General features: G+C 32.9%; 30 protein-coding genes and 7 pseudogenes. 10 read left to right on the forward strand and 27 right to left on the reverse strand.

Going from position 1 to position 25,669, the window contains the following annotated elements; translation table 11 throughout:
* Positions 1–52: 52 nt before the first annotated feature.
* Genes ACLBWW_RS20235 through ACLBWW_RS20245 form a run of 3 tightly spaced genes read right to left on the reverse strand, consistent with a single transcriptional unit; the run spans position 53 to position 2,620 of the window.
* A complete protein-coding gene (locus tag ACLBWW_RS20235; protein ID WP_098877628.1) occupies positions 53–1,261 on the reverse strand; it encodes a DNA cytosine methyltransferase in 1,209 nt (402 codons plus the stop codon).
* 2 nt (positions 1,262–1,263) lie between these two features.
* Positions 1,264–2,337 (reverse strand): DNA cytosine methyltransferase, encoded by a 1,074-nt coding sequence (locus tag ACLBWW_RS20240; RefSeq protein WP_447614204.1) that lies wholly within the window; start codon positions 2,335–2,337, stop codon positions 1,264–1,266.
* Positions 2,338–2,392: 55 nt separating this feature from the next.
* Complete coding sequence (locus tag ACLBWW_RS20245) at positions 2,393–2,620, reverse strand: single-stranded DNA-binding protein (protein ID WP_002125643.1); 228 nt, start codon at positions 2,618–2,620, stop codon at positions 2,393–2,395.
* 446 nt (positions 2,621–3,066) lie between these two features.
* On the opposite strand from ACLBWW_RS20245, the gene ACLBWW_RS20250 reads away from it, so the two are divergent.
* Positions 3,067–4,032, forward strand: coding sequence for a restriction endonuclease PLD domain-containing protein (locus ACLBWW_RS20250; protein ID WP_447614205.1), 966 nt, complete (start codon positions 3,067–3,069; stop codon positions 4,030–4,032).
* Between the two features lie 185 nt (positions 4,033–4,217).
* Here ACLBWW_RS20250 and ACLBWW_RS20255 read toward each other — a convergent pair whose 3' ends face one another.
* The 3 genes from ACLBWW_RS20255 to ACLBWW_RS20265 are packed head-to-tail and all read right to left on the reverse strand — an operon-like array spanning position 4,218 to position 7,475.
* Positions 4,218–5,192 carry a tripartite tricarboxylate transporter substrate binding protein gene (locus ACLBWW_RS20255; protein WP_447614206.1) on the reverse strand — a complete coding sequence of 325 codons (975 nt, stop codon included), beginning with the start codon at positions 5,190–5,192 and terminating at the stop codon, positions 4,218–4,220.
* Positions 5,189–5,866 (reverse strand): response regulator, encoded by a 678-nt coding sequence (locus ACLBWW_RS20260; protein WP_048545545.1) that lies wholly within the window; start codon positions 5,864–5,866, stop codon positions 5,189–5,191. Before ACLBWW_RS20260 ends, ACLBWW_RS20255 begins: the two co-directional genes overlap by 4 nt.
* A gap of 19 nt (positions 5,867–5,885) precedes the next feature.
* The gene (locus ACLBWW_RS20265) at positions 5,886–7,475 is read right to left on the reverse strand and encodes an ATP-binding protein (RefSeq protein ID WP_048545550.1); all 1,590 of its coding nucleotides are present in this window, start codon (positions 7,473–7,475) and stop codon (positions 5,886–5,888) included.
* 225 nt (positions 7,476–7,700) lie between these two features.
* Here ACLBWW_RS20265 and ACLBWW_RS20270 point away from each other — a divergent pair, with 225 nt between their 5' ends.
* Both ACLBWW_RS20270 and blaIII read left to right on the forward strand, forming a co-directional pair.
* Complete coding sequence (locus ACLBWW_RS20270; protein WP_000035846.1) at positions 7,701–9,023, forward strand: MFS transporter; 1,323 nt, start codon at positions 7,701–7,703, stop codon at positions 9,021–9,023.
* Between the two features lie 536 nt (positions 9,024–9,559).
* Positions 9,560–10,507: a class A beta-lactamase BlaIII gene (blaIII, locus tag ACLBWW_RS20275; RefSeq protein WP_048545552.1), complete on the forward strand. Its 948-nt coding sequence runs from the start codon at positions 9,560–9,562 to the stop codon at positions 10,505–10,507.
* 217 nt (positions 10,508–10,724) lie between these two features.
* Here blaIII and ACLBWW_RS20280 read toward each other — a convergent pair whose 3' ends face one another.
* From ACLBWW_RS20280 to ACLBWW_RS20300, 5 genes are all read right to left on the reverse strand, one after another.
* On the reverse strand, positions 10,725–10,883 hold the full coding sequence (locus tag ACLBWW_RS20280) for a hypothetical protein (protein WP_002087303.1): 159 nt from the start codon (positions 10,881–10,883) through the stop codon (positions 10,725–10,727).
* A 156-nt stretch (positions 10,884–11,039) separates the two neighbouring features.
* Positions 11,040–11,201, reverse strand: coding sequence for a hypothetical protein (locus ACLBWW_RS20285; protein ID WP_162937125.1), 162 nt, complete (start codon positions 11,199–11,201; stop codon positions 11,040–11,042).
* Positions 11,202–11,488: 287 nt separating this feature from the next.
* Positions 11,489–12,013, reverse strand: coding sequence for a hypothetical protein (locus ACLBWW_RS20290; RefSeq protein ID WP_048545554.1), 525 nt, complete (start codon positions 12,011–12,013; stop codon positions 11,489–11,491).
* Positions 12,014–12,399: 386 nt separating this feature from the next.
* Positions 12,400–12,783, reverse strand: coding sequence for a DUF1433 domain-containing protein (locus ACLBWW_RS20295; protein ID WP_048545555.1), 384 nt, complete (start codon positions 12,781–12,783; stop codon positions 12,400–12,402).
* Between the two features lie 81 nt (positions 12,784–12,864).
* Positions 12,865–13,251 carry a DUF1433 domain-containing protein gene (locus tag ACLBWW_RS20300; RefSeq protein ID WP_048545557.1) on the reverse strand — a complete coding sequence of 129 codons (387 nt, stop codon included), beginning with the start codon at positions 13,249–13,251 and terminating at the stop codon, positions 12,865–12,867.
* 58 nt (positions 13,252–13,309) lie between these two features.
* Here ACLBWW_RS20300 and ACLBWW_RS20305 point away from each other — a divergent pair, with 58 nt between their 5' ends.
* The 3 genes and pseudogenes from ACLBWW_RS20305 to ACLBWW_RS20315 form a co-directional block, all read left to right on the forward strand.
* A complete protein-coding gene (locus tag ACLBWW_RS20305; RefSeq protein WP_048545559.1) occupies positions 13,310–14,491 on the forward strand; it encodes a cytoplasmic protein in 1,182 nt (393 codons plus the stop codon).
* A 12-nt stretch (positions 14,492–14,503) separates the two neighbouring features.
* A complete protein-coding gene (locus tag ACLBWW_RS20310) occupies positions 14,504–14,887 on the forward strand; it encodes a hypothetical protein (protein ID WP_000968640.1) in 384 nt (127 codons plus the stop codon).
* 175 nt (positions 14,888–15,062) lie between these two features.
* Positions 15,063–15,302: pseudogene (locus ACLBWW_RS20315) on the forward strand (tyrosine-type recombinase/integrase); the annotation flags it as partial.
* An 82-nt stretch (positions 15,303–15,384) separates the two neighbouring features.
* Here the strand turns inward: ACLBWW_RS20315 and ACLBWW_RS20320 are convergent.
* The 3 genes and pseudogenes from ACLBWW_RS20320 to ACLBWW_RS20330 all read right to left on the reverse strand — a co-directional run bounded on the left by ACLBWW_RS20320 (position 15,385) and on the right by ACLBWW_RS20330 (position 16,854).
* Entirely contained in the window at positions 15,385–15,666 is a 282-nt protein-coding gene (locus tag ACLBWW_RS20320; RefSeq protein WP_000242739.1) for a hypothetical protein, read from the reverse strand.
* A 21-nt stretch (positions 15,667–15,687) separates the two neighbouring features.
* Complete coding sequence (locus tag ACLBWW_RS20325) at positions 15,688–15,879, reverse strand: DUF4176 domain-containing protein (RefSeq protein ID WP_000639126.1); 192 nt, start codon at positions 15,877–15,879, stop codon at positions 15,688–15,690.
* A gap of 324 nt (positions 15,880–16,203) precedes the next feature.
* Positions 16,204–16,854: pseudogene (locus ACLBWW_RS20330) on the reverse strand (Yip1 family protein).
* 451 nt (positions 16,855–17,305) lie between these two features.
* Here ACLBWW_RS20330 and ACLBWW_RS20335 point away from each other — a divergent pair.
* On the forward strand, positions 17,306–18,400 hold the full coding sequence (locus ACLBWW_RS20335) for a response regulator aspartate phosphatase (protein ID WP_048545564.1): 1,095 nt from the start codon (positions 17,306–17,308) through the stop codon (positions 18,398–18,400).
* Entirely contained in the window at positions 18,400–18,684 is a 285-nt protein-coding gene (locus ACLBWW_RS20340) for a hypothetical protein (protein ID WP_048545566.1), read from the forward strand. The genes ACLBWW_RS20335 and ACLBWW_RS20340 overlap by 1 nt, the downstream gene beginning before the upstream one ends.
* A 154-nt stretch (positions 18,685–18,838) precedes the next feature.
* Here the strand turns inward: ACLBWW_RS20340 and ACLBWW_RS20345 are convergent, their stop codons facing one another.
* The 7 genes and pseudogenes from ACLBWW_RS20345 to ACLBWW_RS20375 all read right to left on the reverse strand — a co-directional run bounded on the left by ACLBWW_RS20345 (position 18,839) and on the right by ACLBWW_RS20375 (position 21,181).
* The gene (locus ACLBWW_RS20345; protein ID WP_048545568.1) at positions 18,839–19,294 is read right to left on the reverse strand and encodes an SMI1/KNR4 family protein; all 456 of its coding nucleotides are present in this window, start codon (positions 19,292–19,294) and stop codon (positions 18,839–18,841) included.
* 14 nt (positions 19,295–19,308) lie between these two features.
* Positions 19,309–19,413, reverse strand: a pseudogene (locus ACLBWW_RS20350) (HNH endonuclease); the annotation flags it as partial.
* Positions 19,409–19,930 (reverse strand): SecY-interacting protein Syd, encoded by a 522-nt coding sequence (locus ACLBWW_RS20355; RefSeq protein ID WP_048545570.1) that lies wholly within the window; start codon positions 19,928–19,930, stop codon positions 19,409–19,411. The pseudogene ACLBWW_RS20350 and the gene ACLBWW_RS20355, both read right to left, overlap by 5 nt.
* A gap of 28 nt (positions 19,931–19,958) precedes the next feature.
* Positions 19,959–20,099, reverse strand: a pseudogene (locus tag ACLBWW_RS20360) (hypothetical protein); the annotation flags it as partial.
* Positions 20,100–20,203: 104 nt separating this feature from the next.
* Positions 20,204–20,395 carry a hypothetical protein gene (locus tag ACLBWW_RS20365; protein ID WP_048545572.1) on the reverse strand — a complete coding sequence of 64 codons (192 nt, stop codon included), beginning with the start codon at positions 20,393–20,395 and terminating at the stop codon, positions 20,204–20,206.
* Positions 20,396–20,406: 11 nt separating this feature from the next.
* Positions 20,407–20,499 (reverse strand): annotated as a pseudogene (locus ACLBWW_RS20370) (DUF4176 domain-containing protein); the annotation flags it as partial.
* Between the two features lie 13 nt (positions 20,500–20,512).
* Entirely contained in the window at positions 20,513–21,181 is a 669-nt protein-coding gene (locus ACLBWW_RS20375) for a hypothetical protein (protein WP_048545574.1), read from the reverse strand.
* Between the two features lie 127 nt (positions 21,182–21,308).
* Here ACLBWW_RS20375 and ACLBWW_RS20380 point away from each other — a divergent pair.
* A pseudogene (locus tag ACLBWW_RS20380) lies at positions 21,309–21,572 on the forward strand (tyrosine-type recombinase/integrase); the annotation flags it as partial.
* Between the two features lie 57 nt (positions 21,573–21,629).
* On the opposite strand, the gene ACLBWW_RS20385 reads toward ACLBWW_RS20380, so the two are convergent.
* The 3 genes and pseudogenes from ACLBWW_RS20385 to ACLBWW_RS20395 all read right to left on the reverse strand — a co-directional run.
* Entirely contained in the window at positions 21,630–22,019 is a 390-nt protein-coding gene (locus ACLBWW_RS20385) for an immunity 50 family protein (protein ID WP_000566920.1), read from the reverse strand.
* 11 nt (positions 22,020–22,030) lie between these two features.
* The gene (locus ACLBWW_RS20390; RefSeq protein WP_371399647.1) at positions 22,031–22,501 is read right to left on the reverse strand and encodes an HNH/endonuclease VII fold putative polymorphic toxin; all 471 of its coding nucleotides are present in this window, start codon (positions 22,499–22,501) and stop codon (positions 22,031–22,033) included.
* A pseudogene (locus ACLBWW_RS20395) lies at positions 22,498–23,455 on the reverse strand (cytoplasmic protein); the annotation flags it as partial. The pseudogene ACLBWW_RS20395 and the gene ACLBWW_RS20390, both read right to left, overlap by 4 nt.
* Before the next feature lie 270 nt (positions 23,456–23,725).
* Between ACLBWW_RS20395 and ACLBWW_RS20400 the strand changes: the two are divergent.
* The gene (locus ACLBWW_RS20400) at positions 23,726–24,520 is read left to right on the forward strand and encodes a hypothetical protein (RefSeq protein ID WP_048545576.1); all 795 of its coding nucleotides are present in this window, start codon (positions 23,726–23,728) and stop codon (positions 24,518–24,520) included.
* A gap of 180 nt (positions 24,521–24,700) precedes the next feature.
* Here ACLBWW_RS20400 and ACLBWW_RS20405 read toward each other — a convergent pair whose 3' ends face one another.
* From ACLBWW_RS20405 to ACLBWW_RS20415, 3 genes are all read right to left on the reverse strand, one after another.
* Positions 24,701–25,081 carry a BA_1872 family lipoprotein gene (locus ACLBWW_RS20405; RefSeq protein WP_048545577.1) on the reverse strand — a complete coding sequence of 127 codons (381 nt, stop codon included), beginning with the start codon at positions 25,079–25,081 and terminating at the stop codon, positions 24,701–24,703.
* 80 nt (positions 25,082–25,161) lie between these two features.
* Entirely contained in the window at positions 25,162–25,446 is a 285-nt protein-coding gene (locus ACLBWW_RS20410) for a DUF4176 domain-containing protein (protein ID WP_000250499.1), read from the reverse strand.
* Position 25,447: 1 nt separating this feature from the next.
* Positions 25,448–25,657 (reverse strand): hypothetical protein, encoded by a 210-nt coding sequence (locus ACLBWW_RS20415; protein WP_098068697.1) that lies wholly within the window; start codon positions 25,655–25,657, stop codon positions 25,448–25,450.
* Between the last annotated feature and the right edge of the window lie 12 nt (positions 25,658–25,669).

Below are 25,669 nucleotides of genomic sequence, written 5' to 3' on the forward strand. Positions count from 1 at the left end.
CATATTTTAACATAAAAAAAAGAAGCCTGTACAAGCTTCTCTAAAAAACTATTTATAATAGTACTTCTATAGCCTCAGCTAATTTCCCTGAGAATTTGGGCGGAACCGCATTTCCAATCATTTTATAATTATCTCCTGCACTAGATATAAACTCATAGTCATCATCAAAGGTCTGTAATCTAGCAGCTTCACGTACAGTAATTGTACGCGCCTGAGTAGAATCAGGATGAATATGTCTTAAACCATCTTTATAAAGATGAGCTGGAATGGTATTACTAGGCTGATCCCATCGTAATACATGATACTTATGAACATTTGAATTTTTCCCTGTAATTTGAGTGTAAAGCTGTTTTAACGCTTCACTAGACGTATATTTATATTGACCACTTTCAATATCTTCAGCTAATAGTTTAAAAATTCCAATGTCCCGTTTACTATGAAATCTCGGTAAATGATTTGGAATTTCATAATTTAAAGAATGTGAAATTTTTTTACCATTAACTTTGATTTCTTTATCTAAAGGTAATAATTTAGGTAAATCTTTAATTGTGTCATTCACCGTTTGAGTAGATTCTTTATATTTTGGAAGATGTTCCACATAGAATGATTTTAGAAGTTTTTGCGCATCTGGATACAAGTCCTTTCTTAGACCGATAATGATTACACGTTTTCTTTTCTGTGGGACACCATATTCCGATAAATCTATTTGTGCATAACTTTTCAAGTCATCAACTATTTCATATCCAGATTGTTCAATGGCATTCTGCATAAGCTCTGTAACAGGTGTACCTCCAGGTTTAGCACTTAATATTCCAGGTACATTCTCAAAGACAAATAATTTCGGTTGATATTTCCTTACAATCTCTAAATAACTCTCGAATAAATAATTTCTATAGTCATCTCTCATACCATTTTCATCACGTATTCTACCCGCTACTGAGTATGCTTGACAAGGAGGACCACCAATTATTAAATCTAATGACTTTCCCTGTAGCAATTTATCTAGTCCTTCATGGGTTCCATAATTCGGATCATTGATCCAACCATTAAATAACTCTTCAGTTCGTTGAATATCGAATCTCAGTACTCTTTTGTCAGCATCTTCTATCTTCCATTTTGTTACTAATCTATTTATAAGATTTTGCACTTGAGGCTTTTCCCATTCTACAGCAGCTACCATGTTAAAATTAGCTTTTTTTTCAAATCCTTCAGAAAGTCCTCCACAACCAGCAAAAATATCTATTAAATTATACTGACTCATCGCTATTCTCCATCTATATTCAAATATTTTTTTAGTTGTATGCCTAAGTGATATCCTAATAATGGGGGCACGGCATTACCAACTTGCTTATATTGTTCTGTTTTGTTACCTGAAAATCTAAAGTCATCTGGAAACGATTGTAATCGAGCATTTTCTCTAACTGTCGGTACCCTATTATATTTATAGTGAAAATGATTCCGATGCCCTGTATCAATAGTCTTGGAAGGCTTTTTGCTATGATAACGAGTCCAAGCTTCATTAAACTTTCTACTCTCTCCTACACCAGGTGGTAAATCTTTATGATTTCCTCCTTCTGGAACTTGAGAGATGACATTGATCACTTCAGGTGTATGCCTTGTCCCTACATGGTTATATAAGTTTTTGGCATACTTTCTCATTTTTTTTTGATACACTGTTTTAGGAATATTTAAATATTCACTAATATCTGTGCCTAAATCCTGTTCGAAATCATGTAAATCACCAATGGCATCTTCACATGTTACATAATTTTCTGGGGTAAGAACCGGTTCTGGAAATTCAAATTCCATACCATTTGACAATCCAACAAAAAATAAACGTTTTCTTATTTGCGGAATTCCATAATCAGGAGCATATAAAACTTTGGAAGTTATTGTATATCCTAAATTTTCAAATTCCTTCATAATAGCTTCCTTTGCTTTTCCTTTATATAAAGTGGCTAAGCCAGGCACATTTTCTAATACAAAAGCTTTAGGCTGAAAAAATGCAACAGCATTTACCATAGCCTCAAACAGCGTATTACGCTCATCATTTTCATTACGTTTTCCAGTCAATGAGAAACCTTGACAAGGAGGACCACCAATTATTAAGTCGATACTTTTATTATCTGTAAGATGCGCCATTTCTAATATAGTAGATCCTTGAAATAGATCTCCATTCATAGCAATAGCCCCATTATGATTTTCCTTAAAACTCTTTAAAGCAGGCTCATTATTATCAATGCCTAGTAAAACATCATAACCTGCATCCATAAATCCCCTTGATAAACCACCGCAACCACAAAACATATCAATAACTGTAGGTTTTTTATTATTCAATATTCTCAACTCCAAATAACAATCCATTTTACATAAATAATTATCGATTAACATACTATTTTTTCTTATATTGTTGCTGATTTGCACTACTTTTAATCCCAATTTCTATTTTTTCATTTAGTTCACCATATTTTACTTCATGCAAAAATAAAGAACCTAGCGAGCGTCTATCGCCAATAGCTAAACGATTCCATTCATAACCTTTAAATAAATCCTTAATCAAAAATATCTCACCAGAATTTAAATTTTCAACTTCTTGAATGGCCAACTTCAAACAATCCATTTTGTTCAGTTCCCCTTTGAAATAAATTAACACTCAACATAAACATATACATATGTTTATAATAGAACAAACGTTTATATAAGTAAAGAAAATAGTAACCTTAAAGAGTATTTTAATACTCTTTAAGGTTACATAATTTTAGAAAAGCTTTCTTCCGAAATTAACCATCTAGTAATTTCGGAAGAAAATTTTTCTAATTTTAGTCCCTACAATTGGATTTTATTAAATAAAAAACTTAACTGAAAGAAATGTTCAATAGATTTAGGTAAAATTTAAGATTTAATTATTAATTACAACTACACTAACCATAATTCATATATTATTAGATCTAAAATCTTAATAATCATTTGTTTGATTATTCCCTAAATTAAAACTTTTTATATTGAAATCATTCCGCTAAATCAATTAAAATAAAATTAAATCTTATAAATAAAAGAGGGACTGATATGCTTTTTACCGATAATCTTGAAACAAAAATCTTCACTTCCCACCAGTACTTTACCTGTGATGAACTTATAATTATTTCAGGATATGTTGGACCAAATCCAGTTCAACGCTTGAGAACACTCCCCATAAATTCAACTGTAATTTATGGAATGTTTGGTAGTGAATCAATATCAAACCGGTTACATGATACATTAATCAACATACATAATCCACCGCATATCAATATTCTATATTCAAATATACCTATTCATTCAAAATGCTATATATGGAGAAATAATGGTAATATTGTATATGCTTTAATAGGTTCAGCAAACTTTAGTACAAATGTTTTAAACATTCCATTTAGGGAAAACTTAGCAGAAACCACTATTGATACCTTTTCTGATTTAAATACGTATTTAAATCAGATTCTATCAAATACTGTGGAGTGTACTTCTGCTACATTTATACCTAAGGATCCCATCCCTCATTCTCTCACAGATACTAGAAATATTTGTAGTATGATTTTATATAATCCAGCTACAGGAGAGGTTCCACTCAGTAGTGGATTAAACTGGGGACATAGCCCTAACGGTCACAACAATCCGGGTGACGGGTATATTCCTATCCGTACAAGCCATATTCGAGCGTATCCACGACTATTTCCCCCTAAACAAGCGCACCCTATTAGAAGTTTAGGTCTTGGTAGGTCGAATAGACAAAATGATTCTATCGAATTAATTTGGGATGATGGTGTACTAATGGATGCTGCTCTTGAAGGATCACAGCCCCTTAACGGTAGACAATACCCCAAAAACTTATGCTCTTTTCCAAACAAAAACGTCTTAGGGGTTTATATTAGAAAAAGGTTAGGTCTTCCACCTAATGCTCTAGTTGCAAGAAATAATCTCTTACAATATGGTAGAGATGATATTCACCTTTCTCTTCTCCAGGATGGAACATTCTATGCAGATTTTTCCGTTTAATAAAGCACAAAATAAACAAGGAATGCTAGCATTCCTTGTTTTAATTTTCATACTCTAGTATTTAGATAACACTCACCTATAATGCATCGTCAACTTCAATATTTTTCAGTTCAATAAGTATCCGACCTTTAACAATCAAATCCTTAGTTTTTATTCCAAATACTGTATTCAATACGTTGTAAAATTTAATAATCCTTATCATTCCCCACTAACTCCCCATACTCCTGACTACTCTGCTCAAGAAATATCATACTCTCCCCACTCCCCTTATAAAAATCCTCCCAACCCCGCTCCCTCAAAATCCCCTTCCAACTCTCACTCTCAACCATCTTCTTAATAACACCATCCCAATAAGCAACCTCTTCCTCCGTCATATCTTTCGGGCCCATAATTCCTTTCCAGTGCTGGAAGATGACGTTGATTCCTTGTTCTTTCCATGTTGGGATTTCTGGTAGTCGGTCTAGTCGTTTTGGTGCGGATACGGCTAGTATTTTTATTTTGCCGGATTTGTATTGTTTTTCGGCTTCGGATAGGGTCATGGTTGCGGCGCCTATTTGTTTGTTCGTTAGGGCGTTTATGATTTTTTCTTTGTTTTCGTAGACGAAGAATTGTAGTTCGGCAGGGTTTATGCCGAATGCTTTGCTTACTTGTACGAATGATAGGTGATCGTCGTTCCCTAGGCCGGGGGCAACGCCGATTTTGAAGTTTTTCTTGTTTTGTTTTAGTTGTTCCATTAGTTGTTTTGCATTTTCTATATTCGAGTCTTTTGATACGACAACGACTTCCCAGTCCGATGCGAGTGTCGCGAGCGGCGTGAAGTCTTTATATGTTAGTTTACTGTGGCCTAGTAGGTTGTTCGTTATGAGTAAGCTTGAGTTAATCGCCAGTACGTGACCGCCTTTTTGTTTCGTATATTTCCATCCGACGTCACCGCTGCCACCGACTTTGTTTGTGACTGTGATTGGTTTTGTGAAGATTTTTTCTTCTGTTAGCGTTTTTTGCATCGCTCGTGCCGTTAAGTCCCATCCTGCTCCTTGAACGTTTGGTGCAACGATTTCTACTTTGTCGATGTTCACTGTATTCGTATGGGATTTTTCCGAAGAACAACCAGCTATTACTCCTGTCATGATCCATATACATAGTAATAATCGCTTTTTCATAGTCCTCGTCCTATGCGATATTTTCGTTCTGGTCGTCCGATAATGCCGTATGTGTACTCTACTGTGCATTCGTTTATCGCTACTAAGTATTCTAAATATCTTCTTGCGGTTGTTCTGGAGGCCCCCATTTGTTCTCCCATTTCTTCTATTGTAATGCCCGCTTCGAATCCTTTTATAATCCCTTTCACTTTTTGCAGCGTTAACGGATCCACACCAGTCGGTAAGTTTTTTATGTCTTGTGTTTGCGAAATGCCGAAGAAGTTATCGATGAGTGCTTGATTTACTTCATTGTTACTATGTAAGAGTTGCTTCTTTCTTTTATAGTCTTCAATTGTGCGAACGAATTTTTCTAGCGTGACCGGTTTTATAAGGTAGTTGCTTACGCCGTTTCGAATTGCTTTTTCTAACATATGGTTTTCATTCGCCGCAGTAACCATAATGACGTCAACGTTTGGAAAGTCAGCATGAATTTTCGGTAGTAAGTCTGTTCCGATTCCGTCTGGTAAATAGTTATCTAATAGAAGCAAATCGATTTCTTCCCTTTGTAGTAGTTCCATCGTTTCTTTTGCGTTCAATGCTTTTCCAATCACTTTTACGTCCTTTATTTTTGATAAAAACTCTTTCTGAATTTGTGCGACGCGGAAATCATCTTCTGCAATTGCAACCTTCAACATATGACCATCCCCCTGTTTGTCATGTACTTTCTCTCAATGTTTTCGGAAGGTAAATTGTAAAAATAGCTCCCCCATTTTTCTCGTTTTGAATTTCAATTGTTCCCCCTAGTAGATCTACCATTTCTTTTACATTTGCTAGTCCGTACCCACGATCATTCCCTTTCGTTGAAAATCCTTTTTGAAAAATGGTCGTGATTTTTTCAGCTGGTATTCCTGCTCCACTATCTATTACTTCAAACACAATGTCGTGCCCAATATCCGTAACAAAGAAGGAAACATTCTTTTCCTCTTGCTCACTCACCGCATCAAACCCATTGTCGATTATGTTTCCAAGAATCGTAATAAGATGCGAAACTTTTATATGATCTGGTAACGGATGAAGCGCACTATCTCCTTCAATATGAAAATCGATTTTCTTTTCAGACGCTGTTCCGATTTTCCCTAATAAAATAGCTTGTACTTTCGCATCATGAATTTGATGGAATAAAATATGGTTTTGGCTTTGATGAATATTAGATTCTTGCTGGATAAATTCAATCGCTTCTTTGTAATGTCCTAACTGAAGTAATCCTGATAAGACGAAAAGTTTATTTGTAAATTCATGTGTTTGAGCGCGTAAGTCCTCGGAATACTTTCTTACCTCAGATATCGTATTAACAAGGTTTTGCAGTTCTGTTTTATCTCTAAAGCTACATACAACTCCTACCGTACTGTTATTTTCAAGTATCGGCGTCCTATTTAAAATAAACACTTTATCTTGAAATACGATTTCTTGATCGTTTTCTAGCACTCTCTCCATATTAAATTCCGGTAAAACTTTTGAAATGTGCTGCTGCATATAATCATCATTCACATGTAGCATCTCTTCTGCCGACGTGTTCATCATCGTAATAAAACCATTTTGATCAATAGCGATAATCCCTTCTTTTATAGATAGTAGTATCGCACTTCGTTCCCGGTATAACGCTGCAATTTCATTCGGTTCTAAACCGAGTGTATCTTTACGAATACTACGCGCTAAAAGAATGCCGCCAACAATTCCAACTAGTAACACCGCTAAAGAAAAGAGTATAATTTCTTTCGTTCTACTCAGTATGTTAGATTCAATACCTTTTATTAAAAACTCTACTGTCACAACGCCTACTACTTGATCGTAGTCTCCGTTATGAACAATAATAGGCGCCTTCGCCATTAAAGCTGGGCCACTTGCACCATTTCCTTCGAGCGTATAGTATCCTCCAAAAGTGAGTGCTTCATAGTTATATGGATTGTTACTTTTTGTTCCAATCAACTCAGAATTAGAATGGGAATACATAACCCCGTAGCGATCTTCCACAATTACATAATCTGCACCAGCTTGCTCGCGAACTTGTTCCGCAATGGATTGAATCGTACTTTTATGCTCGTTGTATTGAAAAGCATCTTTTATAGCTGGCATAAAAGAAAGTGACTTCGCCGTTTGCAGTGCTAGCTGCTCTACTTGACGCTTCGTATCAACGGACTGAATATAAACAAATATTCCTGCTAACAGGAGAACGACAAATAAAATTAACGTAATAATTAAGCTTACTATTTTCGTTTGCAATGATACTTTACTTGATTTCTTCATGCTTCATATCCTTTGATAAAATATTCAAAAATATCAATCTCCTTTTTCTATTATTATGACAAAACTAATAATGAAGCAACTATTAAAACTCTCCATGTACATAAAGTACAAAAAGAATAAAATTGTCATAATATTGAGATTTTATTCTATAAACAGTACAATTCAACTACATTGAACACGCTTTCATAATTATCATTTTATTTATAAGCAAGAGGAGGAATTATTATGGCTCAAGCAAAATCAAACCGAGTCGCCGGCAATATCTTTAAAGGTTCCGTCGGCAATTTAATTGAATGGTACGACTGGTACGTTTACTCTGCTTTCGCTGTTTACTTCTCAGCAGAGTTCTTTCCTAAAGGAGATCCAACGAGTCAGTTACTGAACACAGCAGCTATTTTCGCAGTCGGATTTTTAATGCGCCCTATCGGAAGTTTATTAATGGGACGCTATGCAGATCGGCACGGACGCCGGGCAGCATTAACCCTTTCCATTACGGTTATGGCCGGTGGTTCTTTAATTATCGCCTGTACACCTAGTTACGAAAGTATCGGTATTATGGCGCCAATTATTTTAGTTCTCGCCCGCTTACTGCAAGGATTATCACTCGGCGGAGAGTACGGAACTTCCGCAACATATTTATCTGAAATGGCTAGTAGTGGACGCCGTGGTTTTTATTCAAGTTTTCAATATGTAACGCTCGTTGCTGGGCAAATGGTTGCGTTAGGCGTTCAAATTGTTCTTCAGCAATTACTAAGCGAACCAGATATGAAAGCTTGGGGATGGCGTATTCCATTCATTATTGGTGCGATGGGAGCAGTAGCTGTATTATGGCTTCGACGTACAATGGATGAATCAGAGCAGTTCTCAAATATGGAATCGAAAAACCGCGAAAGCGCAGGAACCGTTCGCGCTCTTATGAAACACCCGAAAGCAGTATTAACAGTAGTCGGCCTAACACTAGGGGGCACTGTTGCATTCTATACGTACACAACATATTTACAAAAGTTCATGGTAAACACAGTCGGTCTCCCGAAAGAAGTTGTAAGCTGGATTAACTTTGCCGCACTACTTATATTCGTTGTACTTCAACCAATTGCAGGGCTATTATCCGATAAAATTGGACGCCGCCCACTATTAATGGCTTTCGGTATTCTCGGAACTTTACTAACAGCACCAATCTTCTTCTTTATGGAAAAAACAACAGAACCAATCGTAGCATTTTTACTCATGATGGTCGGACTTATTATCGTTACTGGTTACACTTCCATTAACGCAATTGTAAAAGCAGAACTCTTCCCAACCGAAATTCGCGCACTCGGCGTAGGTTTACCGTATGCACTAACTGTTGCGATATTTGGCGGAACAGCCGAATTCATCGCTTTATGGCTAAAGAGCATCGGAATGGAGTCACTATTCTACTTTTATGTAGCTGGATGTATCGCGATAAGCTTTATTACGTATTGGCGTATGGATGAGTCATCGAAGACTTCGCAGATTGAGGCGGAGCTTAGTGGTGGAGATAAACTAGCTAATAATAAATCTAGTTAAAATTACGTATTCTATGTTCTTCGTTTACCTGAACTCGATTTGCTTTATCTAAAAAAGCATAATTCATTAATATACAATTTAAAAACCTCTACTTATATGTAGAGGTTTTTGTATGACGAAAAAACACGTAGTTCCATTGTTATTTTACAAACCCCAAATTCTTCCTCATCTTAAAGTGGAACAAATTTATTACTTAGAGTGTCTAATAAGTGTATTTCTAATAGTAGTTGTCCAGATTGGATACAACATATCCCGTTTGACATCTATTTTTATGTATTACAAAAAAAAAGAAAGGACTTATTATTCCCAAAAGTAAAAAATATGTATTGTAATACTTTCACAGGTGAACCATTACAAGTGGAAACAAAAAAGAAACAGCCCAAACCGTGACTTATCAATCATATAAACGTTTTGGATGTCCTTTAACCTGTGAAATTTTAGCTGCAGTAGTATTGTTACCCTATGCCATCTTTAATTGCATTGGTATTTAGAATACTAGACAAAATCCATATATTTTTGAAAGAGGTTGAAAATTTATGTTCGTTTTAAACAAGTTCTTTAACATTTTACATTACAAAAAGATTGTGCCTGTAGTATTACTTTCATGTGTATCACTTATAGGTTGTTCCAATAGTAACACTCAATCTGAACCACCTAAACAAACGAATCAAGCTACTCAAATTAAGCAAGAAAATACAGGTAATCAATCTTTCGCTAAACTTGAAAAAGAATATGATGCTAAGCTTGGTATTTATGCACTGGACACAGGTACAAATCAAACTGTTGCTTATCATTCAGATGATCGTTTTGCATTTGCATCTACATCTAAATCATTAGCTGTGGGCGCTCTTTTACGCAAGAACTCATTAGAAGCTCTTGATCAAAGGATTACGTATACTCATGAAGATCTTTCTAATTATAATCCAATTACTGAAAAGCATGTTGATACAGGACTGACGTTAAAAGAACTTGCAGATGCTTCTGTTCGATATAGTGACAGCACAGCACATAATTTGATTCTTAAACAGTTAGGGGGGCCCTCTGAATTTGAAAAAATCTTGAGAGAAATGGGAGATACTGTTACTACTTCAGAACGATTTGAACCTGAATTAAATGAAGTGCATCCAGGAGAAACACATGATACCAGCACACCAGAAGCGATAGCTAAGACACTTCAATCATTTACATTAGGAACTGCACTTCCAATAGAAAAACGTGAACTATTAGTAGATTGGATGAAGAGAAATACAACTGGAGATAAATTGATTCGTGCGGGCGTACCAAAAGGATGGGAAGTAGCTGATAAAACAGGCGCGGGATCTTACGGAACAAGAAATGATATCGCAATTATTTGGCCACCAAATAAAAAGCCGATTGTTCTTGCTATACTTTCTAATCATGATAAAGAAGATGCTAAATACGATGATAAACTTATTGCAGACGCAACCAAGGTCGTGTTAAATACCTTAAAAGCTACGGAATAAATGATAATAGGTTAAAAGTTTTCTATTTTAGGCGGGTGTTTTCATCAACTAAAAATTTAATAGTGTCCCAAAAACGAAATTTGGTGCTAACTTGTAATAAAAAGCTCATTTTTATTGTTTGGGGATAAATGATTCTTTAAGCTTGATGGCAATTTGGTGCTATTCCTAAAACATCTGGACTGTAATAGCCAACTAAAAAATGCAAACAAAAAGACCTTTAATCAGTCGTTTTGTTTGCATTTCCTTTTTCTAAAACTACAGAAAAGATAAGTACTATAGTTAACACCATAATAAACCTTACTTCACTTCCATCACTTACAAAAAATGAATACAAAGTATAAATTAAAATTAATATTCCATAAATAACTTTGTGCAATGAACTCCCCCCTTTTTGCCGTATATATTTTAGTCTAAAAATTTAATTCAAGCCCTATATCAAAATGAAAATAAAAATAAAAAGCACCTGTGATATACACAAAGTGCTTTTCTCTTGTCAATTTATCTATTTTCACTATATTTATCTATTTTCTTTTTATAACTCAAATTTCTTCGAATCATACTTTTCTAGAGTTTGCTGCCATTCATTTTGTTCATATGGAATATATTTATCTGTCTGTACATCTTCAACATTTTCTCCACCTGTTAATAATCTCCTGTACTTAAAAGAGTGCCCTGTTAATACTGTTGTAATCATTTTGTATTGCCCTCCTTTTGTTTGATTACTTGTATCATAAAACAAGTATCTGAAGTTAATATGTAGTCCATCTAGAGTGTATGTAAATTTAGAAAATCTCTAATAAAATGTTTATGTTGTAACGTTACCACCAAAACTAGTGCTTCCAACACCATGATTTGAAGAGATAGTAACCTATATTCTAGCCCCAATTCCTCCTACAGTTCTATATTGAGTAAAACTAGTTAATCCCTACAATATAAAAAGAGCACCCCTTTTGGATGCTCTTCGTTATAACTATATATTATTTAATTTCCCTCTTTTGTTGGTACCATTTTTCCTTCTTGAGAGTCTGTACCCTCTGTTCTTTCAACAGTTTTTGCATGTTCTGGTTTTTCAGGGGCTCCCATTTCAAATCCAGATTGAGAATCTGTACCTTCTTTTGCTGGTACCATTTTTCCTTCTTGAGAACCTGTACCTTCTGTTCTTTCAACAGTTTTTGCATGTTCTGGTTTTTCAGGGGCTCCCATTTCAAATCCAGGCTGAGAATCTGTACCTTCTTTTGTTGGTATCATTTTTCCTTCTTGAGAACCTGTACCTTCTGTTCTTTCAACAGTTTTTGCGTCTCCTTTAGGAGTTGCTGGCACTGCATCTTTAGGTAAATCAAAGTTTTGTGAGAAAGACATTGTTCCATCTGCACTTTGTGTAATTACTTGATTTGAACTATTTTCATTTGACTTTAAATTGTCCATTTTCGCATCATCTGCACCTACTGCACCTCCCGCTACCAATCCTGTACTTAAAAGTGCTCCTGCTAATAATGTTTTAATCATTTTTCATTACCTCCTGTTTATTTGTAATATTCATCAAAAAAGTATCTAGAGTTAATGTTTTAGTCATTATCTTTATCTACTTGCTTTTTTGATTACATTTAGCATAAGACAAGAATCTATAGTTGATATGGACTGTATCTGGAGATTATGTAAAGAAAAATAGATGATCAATTGTATATCCTAATGGATGCTTAGACAAAATTGAAACTTTATATGAGTTTGAACAATTGAGTTCCCCTTTGTTTTTGGGTGTGAGGTTTTTAGCTGGGGTGGAGTGAGGGACTAACCTTTTCTAATTTGAAAGCAAACTTTTTATTATTAGTTTACATTCATATTTTCAACTCTTTTATTTTTCTATAATAAAAATAAAAGAGTAATCACAAAGACTACTCTTGTTTCTTTTCCTTCTCTTCTTTTTCAATTTCAGATACTGATTTTTTAGGGTTTTTTATTAGTTTTCCAAGTTCTCCAGAACGTGTGAAATCATCTTCGAAATTTTCTGTAGTACTAATATAAGCTATAAAATACAATTCTTCATTATTGTTTATATAACCTTTTAATCTGGGAACACCCATTGGACTTACACTGTGTTCTTTAAATGTAATCGATTTTACATCTTGAATATTGTAATGAATATACTTTTCTACTCGTGCCTCTTGTGCCTTCCAAAACTTTTCTTCTATTTCTTTTTGTTTTAAGTATTCCATTGTAAAATATCCTCCTGCTATGATCACCACAGCAGATACAACCAAGATCATTACTTTCTTCATTGGAAATCCCCTTATATTCAAAGCTAGTTAACATATGCTCTTTCTAAAATAGGGTACAGAAACCAAGAGTAGTTGCAAGAACTACTCTTGGTTTTTTGCTTTCTCTTCTTTTTCAATTTTAGATACCGATTTTGCTGGTTTTTTCATGTAGTTATCATATAGTTCTCCAGAACATCCAAAATGATCTTCAAAATTCTCTGTGGTACTAATACTTGCTACAAACCACAATTCTTGATCACCATTTATATATCCTTTTATAGTAGGGATTCCCATCGGATTCAACTCTTGTTTTGTAAACGTAATAGATTTCACATCTTTAATATTGTAATGAATATATTTTTCTACTCTTGTTTCTTGTGTTTTCCAAAACTTTTCTTCTTTTTCTTTTTGTTTTAAGTATTCCATTGTAAAATACCCTCCTGCTATAATACAAATAATGGATATGAAAATTACCAACTTCTTCTTCATAGGAAATCCCCTTATATTTCAATATAGTTAAAATATACCATGAAATGAGTTGAAACATATGAGTGAATTTAAAAAGAATACCATTGCAACAGATGAAGATTTTTTCAAACTATCAAGTGATGTTTATAACGATGAATTTTTACACAAAGGAGCCTCAATAGAAGGGGTTAATGGTCAAACCTGGAGGGTCATAGAATCAATAGATGCAGATTCTCAAAAAGTAAAAAATGGATTAGAAGCTATCGCGGTAGTACCAGCAGACAAATATGATGAAAATGCAACACATTATGATGAGATAATCCTAGCATTTCGTGGGACAGAGCCTAACCAATTAGCAGATTTCGAAACAGATATCGATCAAATTACGTTTGGAATTAAAGCACATTCTAAAGTAATTACTCCAAGTAATAGTCAAACAATAAAACCGGATTCTGCAACATCATTTGATACTGGATTAAAATGGGCAAAAAATGACATCGTAGCAAAATATAACCCTTCTTCTCTTCATACCACTGGACATAGTAAAGGTGGTGCAGAAGCAGACCTTATCGCTACAGAATTAGATTGTTATGCAACTACATATGCTGCACCGAATCCCTATCGTATACTAAGTCCTGAAGCAAAAAGACGAGTAGATGAAGGGAAAATGGACAATAAAGCAACTGATTATACACATGAAAATGACCCGATTGGTAACCACACTCAATTCGGTGCACCTCTAATTGGTAAGCAATACACAGTGAGACAGAACGATACAAAACAAGGACTTTTTACACGTTTAACTATGGACGGACACGGCAGAGATACATTTAAGGGATCCTTTCATTCAAATGGAAGCCCCATATTAAAATTAGAACCTGAAGATATTATAAAACAAGCAAAAAAAATTCAAACACTCAGCAATCGATTATCAGATATCGCAAAAAATATAGAAGAGTTTCAAAGAAGAGAAGCTGAAGCGGTTCAAAAGTTGAAAAGTCAATTAAAATATGAAACAGGGCCAGGTGGGAAATATCATCTATTAGAAGCATACGAAATAGATGAAGCCATCTCACGAATTGCCAAAACGAAAGAAGGTGGAAATGACTATTTTCACGATGTACACATAGCAGAAGAATTAATTCATCTTTTAAGAAAAGAACAAAAAAGTTTAAGTAGATTTGGGGACGAAATTAGTGATGCAGCAAATTCACTAAGAGATAAAGACAATCAATTAGCAGGGAATTTTCAGTTTAGATAAGGAGATAATTATATGATGGATTTTATGGGGGAAATTAAAAAGATAGAAAAGCAAATCGAAAGTGTTACAGGAGATTTAGCGGATCAGGTTGTTGAGGAGTTACAAGCTGCTAAAAAACAGATTGAAAGAGAAATGCAGCGTATGATGTTAAAAACAGAAGTAGGGTTTAAATCAATAGACATTATAAAAGAAGATACATATGCTCTTCAAAAAAACATAGGGGTATTTCATGAATTACAAACAAGTCTAAGAGATATAGCAGCAGAACTAGAGAAAAGTTTCGAAAGTAAAACTGGTAGTAAAATAAATGAAACATTAAAAAAATATGAAAAACAAATTAACAACAACATTTTTAATGAGCATGTTCACTTAGCAAACAGTTGCGGAAAAAAATAAGGGAAATAGAAAAAAGTCCTCTTAATATAGGACTCTTTTTTTGTTATTCCTGAAACATTGCCTTCTCAACAATTCCCTTAATATCCTCAATTCATATAACAAAAGTATACATTCAAAATCCTATAAACAAAGAGGTCGAAAATCTATGAATAAAAAACCACATATTATTGATGTCCAACCCATTAGTAAGATTCAGGCTTATCGACAATTGCAAAAAGCCGGAGATTTTGCCAATGTAGAATCCATTGGTACTCACACCATGCGAAAAACCTTCGGCTATTGGTTCTATAAACAAACAAAAGATGTTGCTATGTTACAAGAAATTCTTAACCATAGCACACCACACATCCCCCTCAAATATATTGGAATTAATAAAGAAGAAAAAGATAATATTCTTGATACATTTCAAATTTAATTCACTTAAAATTACTATTTCAATCATCATAAAAAGACCTTTTATTTTAAAATAAAAGGTCTTTTTTATAAACATATATGTATTAAGATTTATATTTTTTTACGGTACAAGGAATAGTTACAATGTACAAATCTATAGCATAGATTGTAACCCAGATACCTTTACCTTCAGCTTCTAACTTTTTATCTAGTTGAGACAAATGCTCTGAAACTTTTCTTTTTCCCCATCTTCTAGGAAACCATTGAAAAACCTTAGGAACATTATATTTTTTATTATACCAAGTATTCAATCTCCAAAAAATGAAAAAAACCAAAACAATAATTATGATGCGAAAAATATCAGAATATGAAATTCCTAAAACCATATTATATTTTCTCCATTTCCACTAAAACTCAGATAATTTACTTCTTAATTCTAATTCATCCTCTGTTTCGAAACCCTTAAATAATAAATGAATTATTTGATTATGATTAAAAAACACATTATATTCTTTTGATAAATTACCATGAGGATATGGACAAGAAACATAATCGCATAATTTATTATCAGCTTGTTGTTGCTTTCTTCCATAAATCATAAGAGGTTGATTAATTTCTTCTATAAGAGCTACAGAACCAATTGGTAATAATTAGCCTCCAATTGGAAAATAAGGGACAAACAAGGACAATCTACTCAGCTACCCTAAGATTTTAATGGTTTAATATTTTGATTTTCAAGTTAGCCTTCACAAATTCCTGTTAACACTGATAATAAGAAAAACAGGCCGTAACGGGCGATCAATTTGATCATAAAGGTCATACGCTTCGCCAAGTGGAACATCCGAATCATGTGGTTGTTCACCCTGTAACAATTACTAACAGCAAGTAGAAAACGTTTGGATAAATAAAAAGCAAATAAATTATTAAAAGATTGTAACCCCTACTATAAGAAATACTATTATTACTAAAGGAAGAATGATAATCATAAAGGATATTATTATTGTTAATAATGCTTTCCATGCTGAAAATTGGTGTGCTTCTCCTAAACATTTTAAGGAAATAATGATTGTCCAAATTCCAATAACTATATCAATTATGGCAAAAATAAGAAACAAAATCGTTAAAGTTATGCTATTATCCATTTCCGGTGTCTCACTCGTAAAGTTTTCTATCCCAAACAAGAAAAATGAAGGCACCCAAACTAATATAAGAGAATAAACGTAAGGGATATAAGAATAGGCAACTGAGTAACGTGTTTTTTCAAAGGTACCTTGTCCACCAAGTTTTTTTGCCACCCAATTAAATAACGCTGGTAGCAAAAAATAATAAATTAAGAAAGCAACGAAGGTACCGAATATAACCATTGAGATTATTGAAACTGGACTACTTATTGAATCCGCCATATTTTTAGAAGATGCTCAATCTAAAGTCTGTACGAATGAGCCTAATAAAATGAGTAAAAACACATTCTTAGGTTTGGATATAAAAATTTCTTTCATTGTATCACGTGGTTTTGTCCAAATGGAGAACCAAGGATTAAGTGCACGTTTAAATTGATTTTCTGGAGTTTCCATATAAAAAACATTCCCCTTTCTTAAAAGATATTAAATATAAATTCCTAATTATCCCAATTATGTACATATAAATATTAAAGCATAAATAGTCGGTTATTTAAATGTAAATATTCAATCATTTAATTTCATCTGGAACTTAGGGGTAGTGCTTCTTAGCAATTACCTCTATATTGTCTTGCATTTTTAACTATGGGCTAAGTAGTTACTTTCATTTTTGAGTACCTCACATTCTTTAATACATTGGATAAAGTGAAACTTTAATCAGTGGGGGGGGTTCTTCATCCCCCACTGTGCCGAATGTTTGAATTTACTAAACACAAAGCATTAATGAATTTCTTCTTTTAAAATAAAATTGTTAAACAAATGTTGAGAAATACCAAAATTTAATTTCCATTATATTCTATTCTTGCTATCATTTAATGTAAGACTATTCAGAAAAGGAAGGGATTATATGCGTGTTCCAGTGAAGGAGAATGAACAGATTTCAAAATTATTTAATGACTGGTATCAAGCTATACTACAACATCAAAATGTACAAGCAACAAACTTAAAACAAAAAGTTGAAGATAAGCTTTCCAGTATAAAAGAAGATAAAAATTTATTATTATACTATTCATTGTTAGATTTTAGATATAAAGTACTAACCGATGGACTTAACATTACAAAAGATAGCTTTAATGAAATTAACTCCTTTGATATACCTGATAGTAGTTTTTTATCCTATTATTATCACTTCTTCAAAGCTATTCACAGCACAATTCTTGCAGACTATAATGAAGCAAAAGAATATTTTGAGAAGGCGAAAAAACTTTTAATGTACGCAATGAATGAAGTAGAAGGAGCTGAATTTAATTACCGTTTAGCTTCATTTTATTATCAAATCTATAAACCGCTTTTAGCTATTGATTACATACGAATAGCTAAAGATATTTTCTCTAAACACACAGGCTATAAAATTAATGTAGCATTATGTGACAATGTTTTTGGATTAGCTTGTATAGATTTAAGGCAATTTGAACAAGCCGAAGAAAGTTTTAACACTGCCATAGATATTCTAAAAAGTAAAAATGAAAGAACATTGTTACTACGTGTTAGAAATAACATCGGACTATTATATGCAAATCAAAATCTATCCTCTTTAGCAATTCGTCACTTATCAGAGGTTACAGAAAATATACCAAATCACTTTAAAGCCCTATATTTACAAGCAGATGAAAATTTAAAATTAGGCGAAACGGCAGTAGCATCTCAACTCATCGAAAAAGGCTTAAACATTTGCAATGAATTAGCAAATAAAGAATATCAATATCGCTTTAAAATCTTAGAAAAATTGAACAACACGTCTAACACTACAGAATTAGAAACTGTTTTATTAGCAGGAGTTTCATACTTTAAAAAAGAAGAGTTATGGGATTGCATTGAAGAATATGCAGAACGATTAGCGAATAAATTTTATGCAGAGGAACATCATGTGAAGGCTAGTAAATATTTTTATATGAGTAATGAAGCAAAGAAAAAACTATTAGCTAAAGGGGCGTTAAAGTAATGAAAAAGTTTAGATTAACAATAGCAGGTTTAACGTTAGCTGGAATTATGACTTTTGGTATAAGTAACAACTTAGAATTTTCGGCATTAAACAAAGGTGACACACCTGCACCACAAAGACCTGATTTAGTATTTAGTGATGGGCATATTGGTACTTCTCCAGAATATACACATGGAGAAGGGTGGTCTTCATCTTACACACACGGGGAGCCTTGGGGTATAGCTGATGGTAATACTGGTGCACCTGCTTACGACCACGGAAGATCGCCTGCGCCAAAAGCTTAATTGTTTCATAAAGAAAGTCATACTAATGGTCCCTTACATTTCATACAGTACATTTTAATTACTATAAAAACAATAAAAACTTCTTCTTAACTTGGGGATAATATTAAAAAGACTTATGCGTAATTCACATAAGTCTTACTTTTGTTACTCATAATTATTCGTCCTCGTCTTCAAACTCATATAAGCTATCAAGTAATTCTGCAAAAGATGAACAAACAGGATAGATTGATTCTTCCATTTCTTCTTCCTCATGGTCCCAAAATACGACTGTTGGTGACTGAGGATTATTTCGGTAATCAAAGCATAGAAGGTTACCAAACGGGTCTCTAGCAAAAGGATATACTTTATCTACCAATCTATCTTTTATACCATTATATGTTTGCAGCATAGAAATTTTTCTCTCAGAGTCTAAGGTTAAAAGATTATTAAGTGAATCTTCATCCTGATTAGGAATATTGAATGTATCTGGAGTAGGATAGCCACAATCATATTTCTTTACACACTCAATAAAATCATTAGGAAATTTAATACCAAAGTACTGTTCTAATTGTTCAATTTGTTCATCTGTAACTTTTTTCTCACTTACATTAATCCATGTAATGTTGTTCATAATTATAAACCTCCCTATTTATCACTATCTTTTCTCTCAATTTTATATCCACCTGTATGACCAGTATCGTGATGTATCTGATAATCTACAAGTTGTATTCGACCAGGTTCCTGATTATGAAAGATTTAAAATTAATTCTGCTAAACTATCACAGATCACTTCGAAGCTTCCGATTTCGTAATCTTCTAACTTTACTTGTCCATTTTCATTATCTACAACTACCAAGAGACCATTAAATTCCATACCGATAGGAATATTATTCAGTAGATTATCATGTGCGCTTTGGTATCCTTGTAAAGATACATAGAAATCATGCAGTTCAATTCCTGGTATAACAGGATTTAATTCAAAATCATAACCTAAATAATTACCTCCTAAGTCTAAAAACCAATAAGAATTATAATATTCTTTAATTGAATTATGTAATTGTATCCCCAAATCTTTTTCTATATTAGAAAAATCATGAATTATATTTTTCTCTAAAGGTTTCCAGCATACGTACCCCTTTATATCTGGTTCTCCTTCATAGATAAAAGTCTCTGCTTCTTCTATCCATAAAGATTTTGGCAATGAATTATTACAATCTTGCCACTCTCTAATTATTTTATCAAAACAATTTTCCATTTCATTTTTCATTTTTTATTTACCGCCTAATGTATGATGTTCAATACATTTCTGAAGCATTTCTACATATACTGCATCTTTTCTCCCATGCTCCAATCGCTTTTTCTGCGTTATGAATCCCTCCAAAACCAGGATGTAGTGGCAGCGGAACAACAACAGCTTGACCACCACCAATATGGTGATGGACTAATTTAGTTCCACGTAATCCGGTAAAATCATATTGTAGAAATTCCCCTCTAAATCCTTAATGATTTAGAGGGGAATTTCCCTATCACATAAGTAATATCAGTTCTTATTAAATTTACTGTGTATCAATTCAAAGAATTTATTTGCACCAAGTGAAATTGCGCCAATAATAAGAACACCAATAATAAAATAAATCTTTTTAAATAAGTTGTAAGGAGATAAAATAGCAACCACAAGAAGTATTATAATTGCAACGAATGTGACTAATTTCCCAACTTTAAATGCTTGCATATCAGCTTTCCTCCTTCTGGATAAAAACAGCCAATATAGTCATACATCACAGGTTCTTTAACCATAAGTTTTTGTTTCCTTCCATAAATCACAATACTTAAAATTCAATAAACCTCTTTAAAAGGTTTCATGTGTTCTACCCCCATCTTCTATATGCTTCCTTAAATAATAGTACCTATGGAGTTCCATAATGAAATGAAACAAAATAAACGAAAGCATGGAGTATACACACATTAATACAATTGCTACCATCTTTTGTGTTGCAAAACCAAGACTGATATTAGCAACGAGTTGACCCAATCCTACAAAAGCCACTACTCCGAAACCAGAGTTTTTTTTCGATGATTTTGATTTTTTGATTGGTTCCTGAAGTTTTTTAATATGATTTTTATAATAATGATTCAAAGCAAAAATATACAAACCAACTGAAAAAACAAAATAGATGGGAGTTTGTAATCCTAACATTTCATATGCAAACTTTTGGGTTATAACTAATAATCCTACTGAACATACGATGCCAAATACCCCACGAAATAGAGTGTATTGTAATTGCCGCTTCCTAGGATTTATAACAATCCATATTGCCCATACATTTAAAAAAGCAATTGGTGGAACTATTATGTACATATATATCGGTTGAACAGGATTCGCAAAAGCAGGCAAAAGCACAAATATATCTGCTATCCCAATCACAAGAGTAATTATAGTCGATCTTATATCATTTACAGCATAAAGAGCCATATAATATTCAAAAACTTTTTTATTAAAATCTGTATTTTTTTTCATGTTAATTAAACCACCCCGCTACTGTTGACCAAGTTTTTTTCGCACCCGTTTTCACCATATCCTTAATACTATCATCTTCACCATCACCATCTAAATCAACATCCCATTTTACACCTTCTGTGAAATATTATTCCCTTCTCGAAAAGAAGATCAACCCATTAATAAGATCTAGGCTTATCAAAAATTTCAAAAAGCCAAAGATTTTGCTGGTATCGAATCTATTGGGACTCACACCATGAGCAAAATCTTCGGCTATTGGTTCTATAAACAAACTAAAGATGTATACATGTTGCAAGACATACTCAATCACAGCACACCACAAATTACACTTAAATACATTGGTATCAATAAAGAAGAAAAAGATAATGTCCTTGATACATTCCTTATTTAATCCAAAAATATTAAAATATGAATACTATAAAAATTAACTATCTACTTCCCATCAAAATTATGGTAATCCTATTAAGCCTGGGGTTACCCCTTCTACCTTTGCCCATTCAAACGAGCACTCAACTAACATTTGATTCTTACACTTAATTTTTAATAAACCTTCTTCTATCGTATTTATTTCAAAATAATCAATTATATTTTCTGTTCCTAAACCTTTTATTGTTAAATTATGAATAGTAAAGAAAGATATCTCTACATAAATTACATCCCACTTATTCCATCGTTTTGGCTTGTTTTCAACATTTTCCTTTGTCATCAATTGAATAACTAAAGTAGGACCATCTCTTTTAAGACGCACATCTAATAACTCTGATTCTTCAAACTTTGGTATTTTCCCAAAAATACTAATTAACGCTTGTGGATTTAAAAATTTAAATTGATCAATCATTTTTATACTCCCTATTTTTTATTTCTCTTCTCAAAATAATAATGATCCTCCATACCATCTACCTGTCCTGTTCGTGTATTGTATTCAGGTCTTACATTATGATGCGGTGGCTGATCTCCAATTCCACCTTCTCCAAACTTATGACCCTCTGAATGATCTTGAATTATAATTTTTTGACCTTTTACTTCATATGTTAATTCTCGAGTCATAATAGGCTGTTTATTATCATTTAATATCCTTTTACCATTACTATCTGTTAATGGTACCATTTTTTGACTAATCGGGTGTTGAAATCTAGGTATATTTAATTGTCTTTTAATTTCTTTTAAACTAGCTCCCCTAGATTCATGAGAATTTTTCCCCTCAATCTTCTTAACTCCAAAGGTTTGATTTATATTATCATTTAATCCTTTACTTTTTTCTCTACTTGCATATACAAATAAATCTTCAACTTTAGGCAATTCATTTTTGAATGTACCCATACCTGCAAAAGCAAAGCGATCTCTCATTTGTAAATTACTTGTAATATGCGAAAAAGTTTGCGGAATCTCGTTTTTTGCTAGTTTGGTCACTTTACCCGCTTGACCTAATTTACTTGCTTTACTTAATCCTTTATCACCAATAAGTCCTAATCCAACTTGTGTTAAAGCATAACTTCCCCATTTAGCACGACTTTCAGCATCTCCATTTATTACATCATTAATAAATGAATCTGACAATGCATTATACATGGTACTAAGGGTATCAATAGGGTGCAAAGCAGCGTTCCCCATGTTTTCCCACGTTTCCCAATCTCCTAAAGCTTTTATTCCGTCTATTGTATCGCTAACTGCTTGTCCCGTACCATCTACAATACCGTCCCAAATTTTTTCACCAGTAGATTTTTCCGGTAGCTTACCACACATTTCACCTTCTTCAATTGAATTGGCAGCTTGTCGTGCCCTCTCTTCTGTAATCGCTTGAATTGAAGTTGTCCATTCCATATTCAAACCTTGTGTACTAAACGTACCACTTACCGGACTAAACCCTTTCCCATTTTGAACTTCCGCAAGACCTGCAGCAATACTAGATGCTAGTTGAAGTACTGTATCATAATTACTACTAGAAGTATAATTAAATTCATATAGATGCTCTAGTTTTTCTTCAAGTTTTTTTCTCATCTCAACTAAAACAGCCACAAGTGCATCTATTCCAGGCATTGGTGTAACGGCATTCATCATTTCTATACTTGCAATCGATTGATTAATTTCTTGAATTTGTTCTCTTATTTCTTGTTCGATAACATCCGTTGAAGCTACCTTTGATTGAAATTGACTTGGAAAGGCATTGTTTTGGCGGATTAGTTCTTCACATAAGTAAATAATACCTTGCGCTAAAGGACGAAAGGTTTTTACAAAAAATGATTTTGCACTACTATATGTTTGCCCTTGTAAAACAACCACTAAAAACTACTAAACATAAAACAAATAAAATTGTATTTTTAAAAATTTTCAACATCATTCTCCTTTCTATTCACAATAAAAAATTCACCACTAAACTTATAAAACAACTATAATAAGGGGTAGCATCAACATAGACTTATATTCTCTATAAAACCTGATATAATAGGTTTTTACAACCTTAGCATACAATTTTTCACTTTCGGTAATGTGCCCCCTATTTGAAGGGTAATTGAAATATTAAGACCAACTGATAGAGGTGTTTATGTGGAATTATTTGAGTATTATAAAAAGAAAGGGAAGTTTAAATTTTTTATTGGAATTGGTGTTTTTATTTTGGCACTATGTGCTGTATATGAAAAGTGGGGACATATTAATTGGGGACAGGTTATTTTTATTGTTATAGTTTCGTTTGTTTTTTTAGGAATTGGTTTTTTGCAATTAAGAAAAGGGAAGTTATTAGAAAAAAATAGTGTTAAAAATAGTATAACACTTTGGGATACTAATACTTTTGTATTATTAGAATTACCAGAAGGTAATAAACATTTTGGATTATATACTCCTGATGGAGCTTATGTAGCAGGGACAAAGCTAATTTCAACTGATATGATGACAGTATCTTCTTTAAAAAATAAACACGTTGTTGGATTGGAAGCAAGTGATGGAGAAATTCTTGCATACTTTCATAGTGAAGTTGAAAATTATGATTGGGCTATTTATGATTCGAATTATAATTGTGTAGGTATGTTTAAAGAAAATATGATACAAGGATTTGGAATGGTACGTGGTTCTTTGATGAATGAAAAAGAGATAAAAATTTCTGAGATAGAAGTGGAATTTGATTTTTTCGAAACGTCTTTTCGTACAATGGATAATCGTATATTAATAAACTGCAAGAGGGGATATATGCCTTTAGAATGGAGTGAAAGATTTGGCTTAAATGTACCTATTATTAAATTAGGTAATAATATTTCTAATACTGAAAAAATATTTGGTTTAGGTATTCTTCTTTATATTTTAGAAACAATTAAAGTAAGAAAAAGTAGGATTTTTAATGATTAGAATTAAATATTTACATTATAAAATTTATTGATCTTTTATTAGGGATTACATCGCTGAAAGTAAAATATTGTATACTTCGGAATTACTTTACGTTCACTTCTTGAAATTGATGAGTATTTGTTATGCCAGAACCAACTGGAAATGGAAACGGCAAGCGAGTATACTCCGCTTGCCGTTTTTTCATAGCTTCGTATGTATTTGAATTCCTTTTGCTTTCTCTTCTTCACCCTTCACACGTACAATTAAATCATATGATCCGGGTTTTGGTGTTTCAAAAGAAAGCAAACCTTCTTTTTGAGAAGTGACTTCTTCTTCATAAATGACCTTATCGTCTTTTGTGACTTGCAATAAAATCGTACCTTCTTCAACTGCTGCCTCATAAGGAATTTCCACATTTCCTTTTTCAGCTTTAAGAGTTTGTACATCGTAATACCCCTGCAAAGAACCAATTGTTAAAGTCGTTTCGCCATTTTTTTGAACCTTTGTGACTTTTGTTGCTGTATTACATGCGCTTAACAATACAACAAGAGTGAAAATAAGAAATGAATGAAGCAATTTCATAGAGATTCCCCTTCCTTTAAATATATATGTATTAACATTCATCCATTAACTATTTCAAAAACACTAACAGCTTAAAAGAATCACCGTTTTTCTTCAACTTCTTTTTTAAATAATTTTTGAAACTCTAATTCTGTTTCATTAATAAAACCAAGATGTAAAACACTAGAAATATCTTCATGATTCAAAAAGAAATTATACTCCGAAGAAATATTACCATGAGGAAAATAACAACATACATAATCCCATGTTCTTTTTGTTTCAGAATCCATCTGTTTTCTTCCATAAACCATTAATGGATGTTCCCAATCTTTAAACATTACAACAGAACCTATTGGAAGTAATTCTAACTCTAAATTTTGTACCATCTTAGTTTCTCCTTCTTAAAATAGCCTTTTTTATAATGAAATAAGTGACAGAAAACAACAAACAAGTACCAATTGTACCAAAAACTGCAACCGAAATGTTACCTGCTAATGTTTCATTTGGATCCAATGCATTAGGTAAAATTGTACCAAAAATTGCAATACAAGCTAATATAATCATAAGATATTTAAAATTTTTCACTTTTTTATTCATACTAATTATCTC

It is taken from the genome of Bacillus sp. M5A3_1b, from assembly GCF_053345335.1.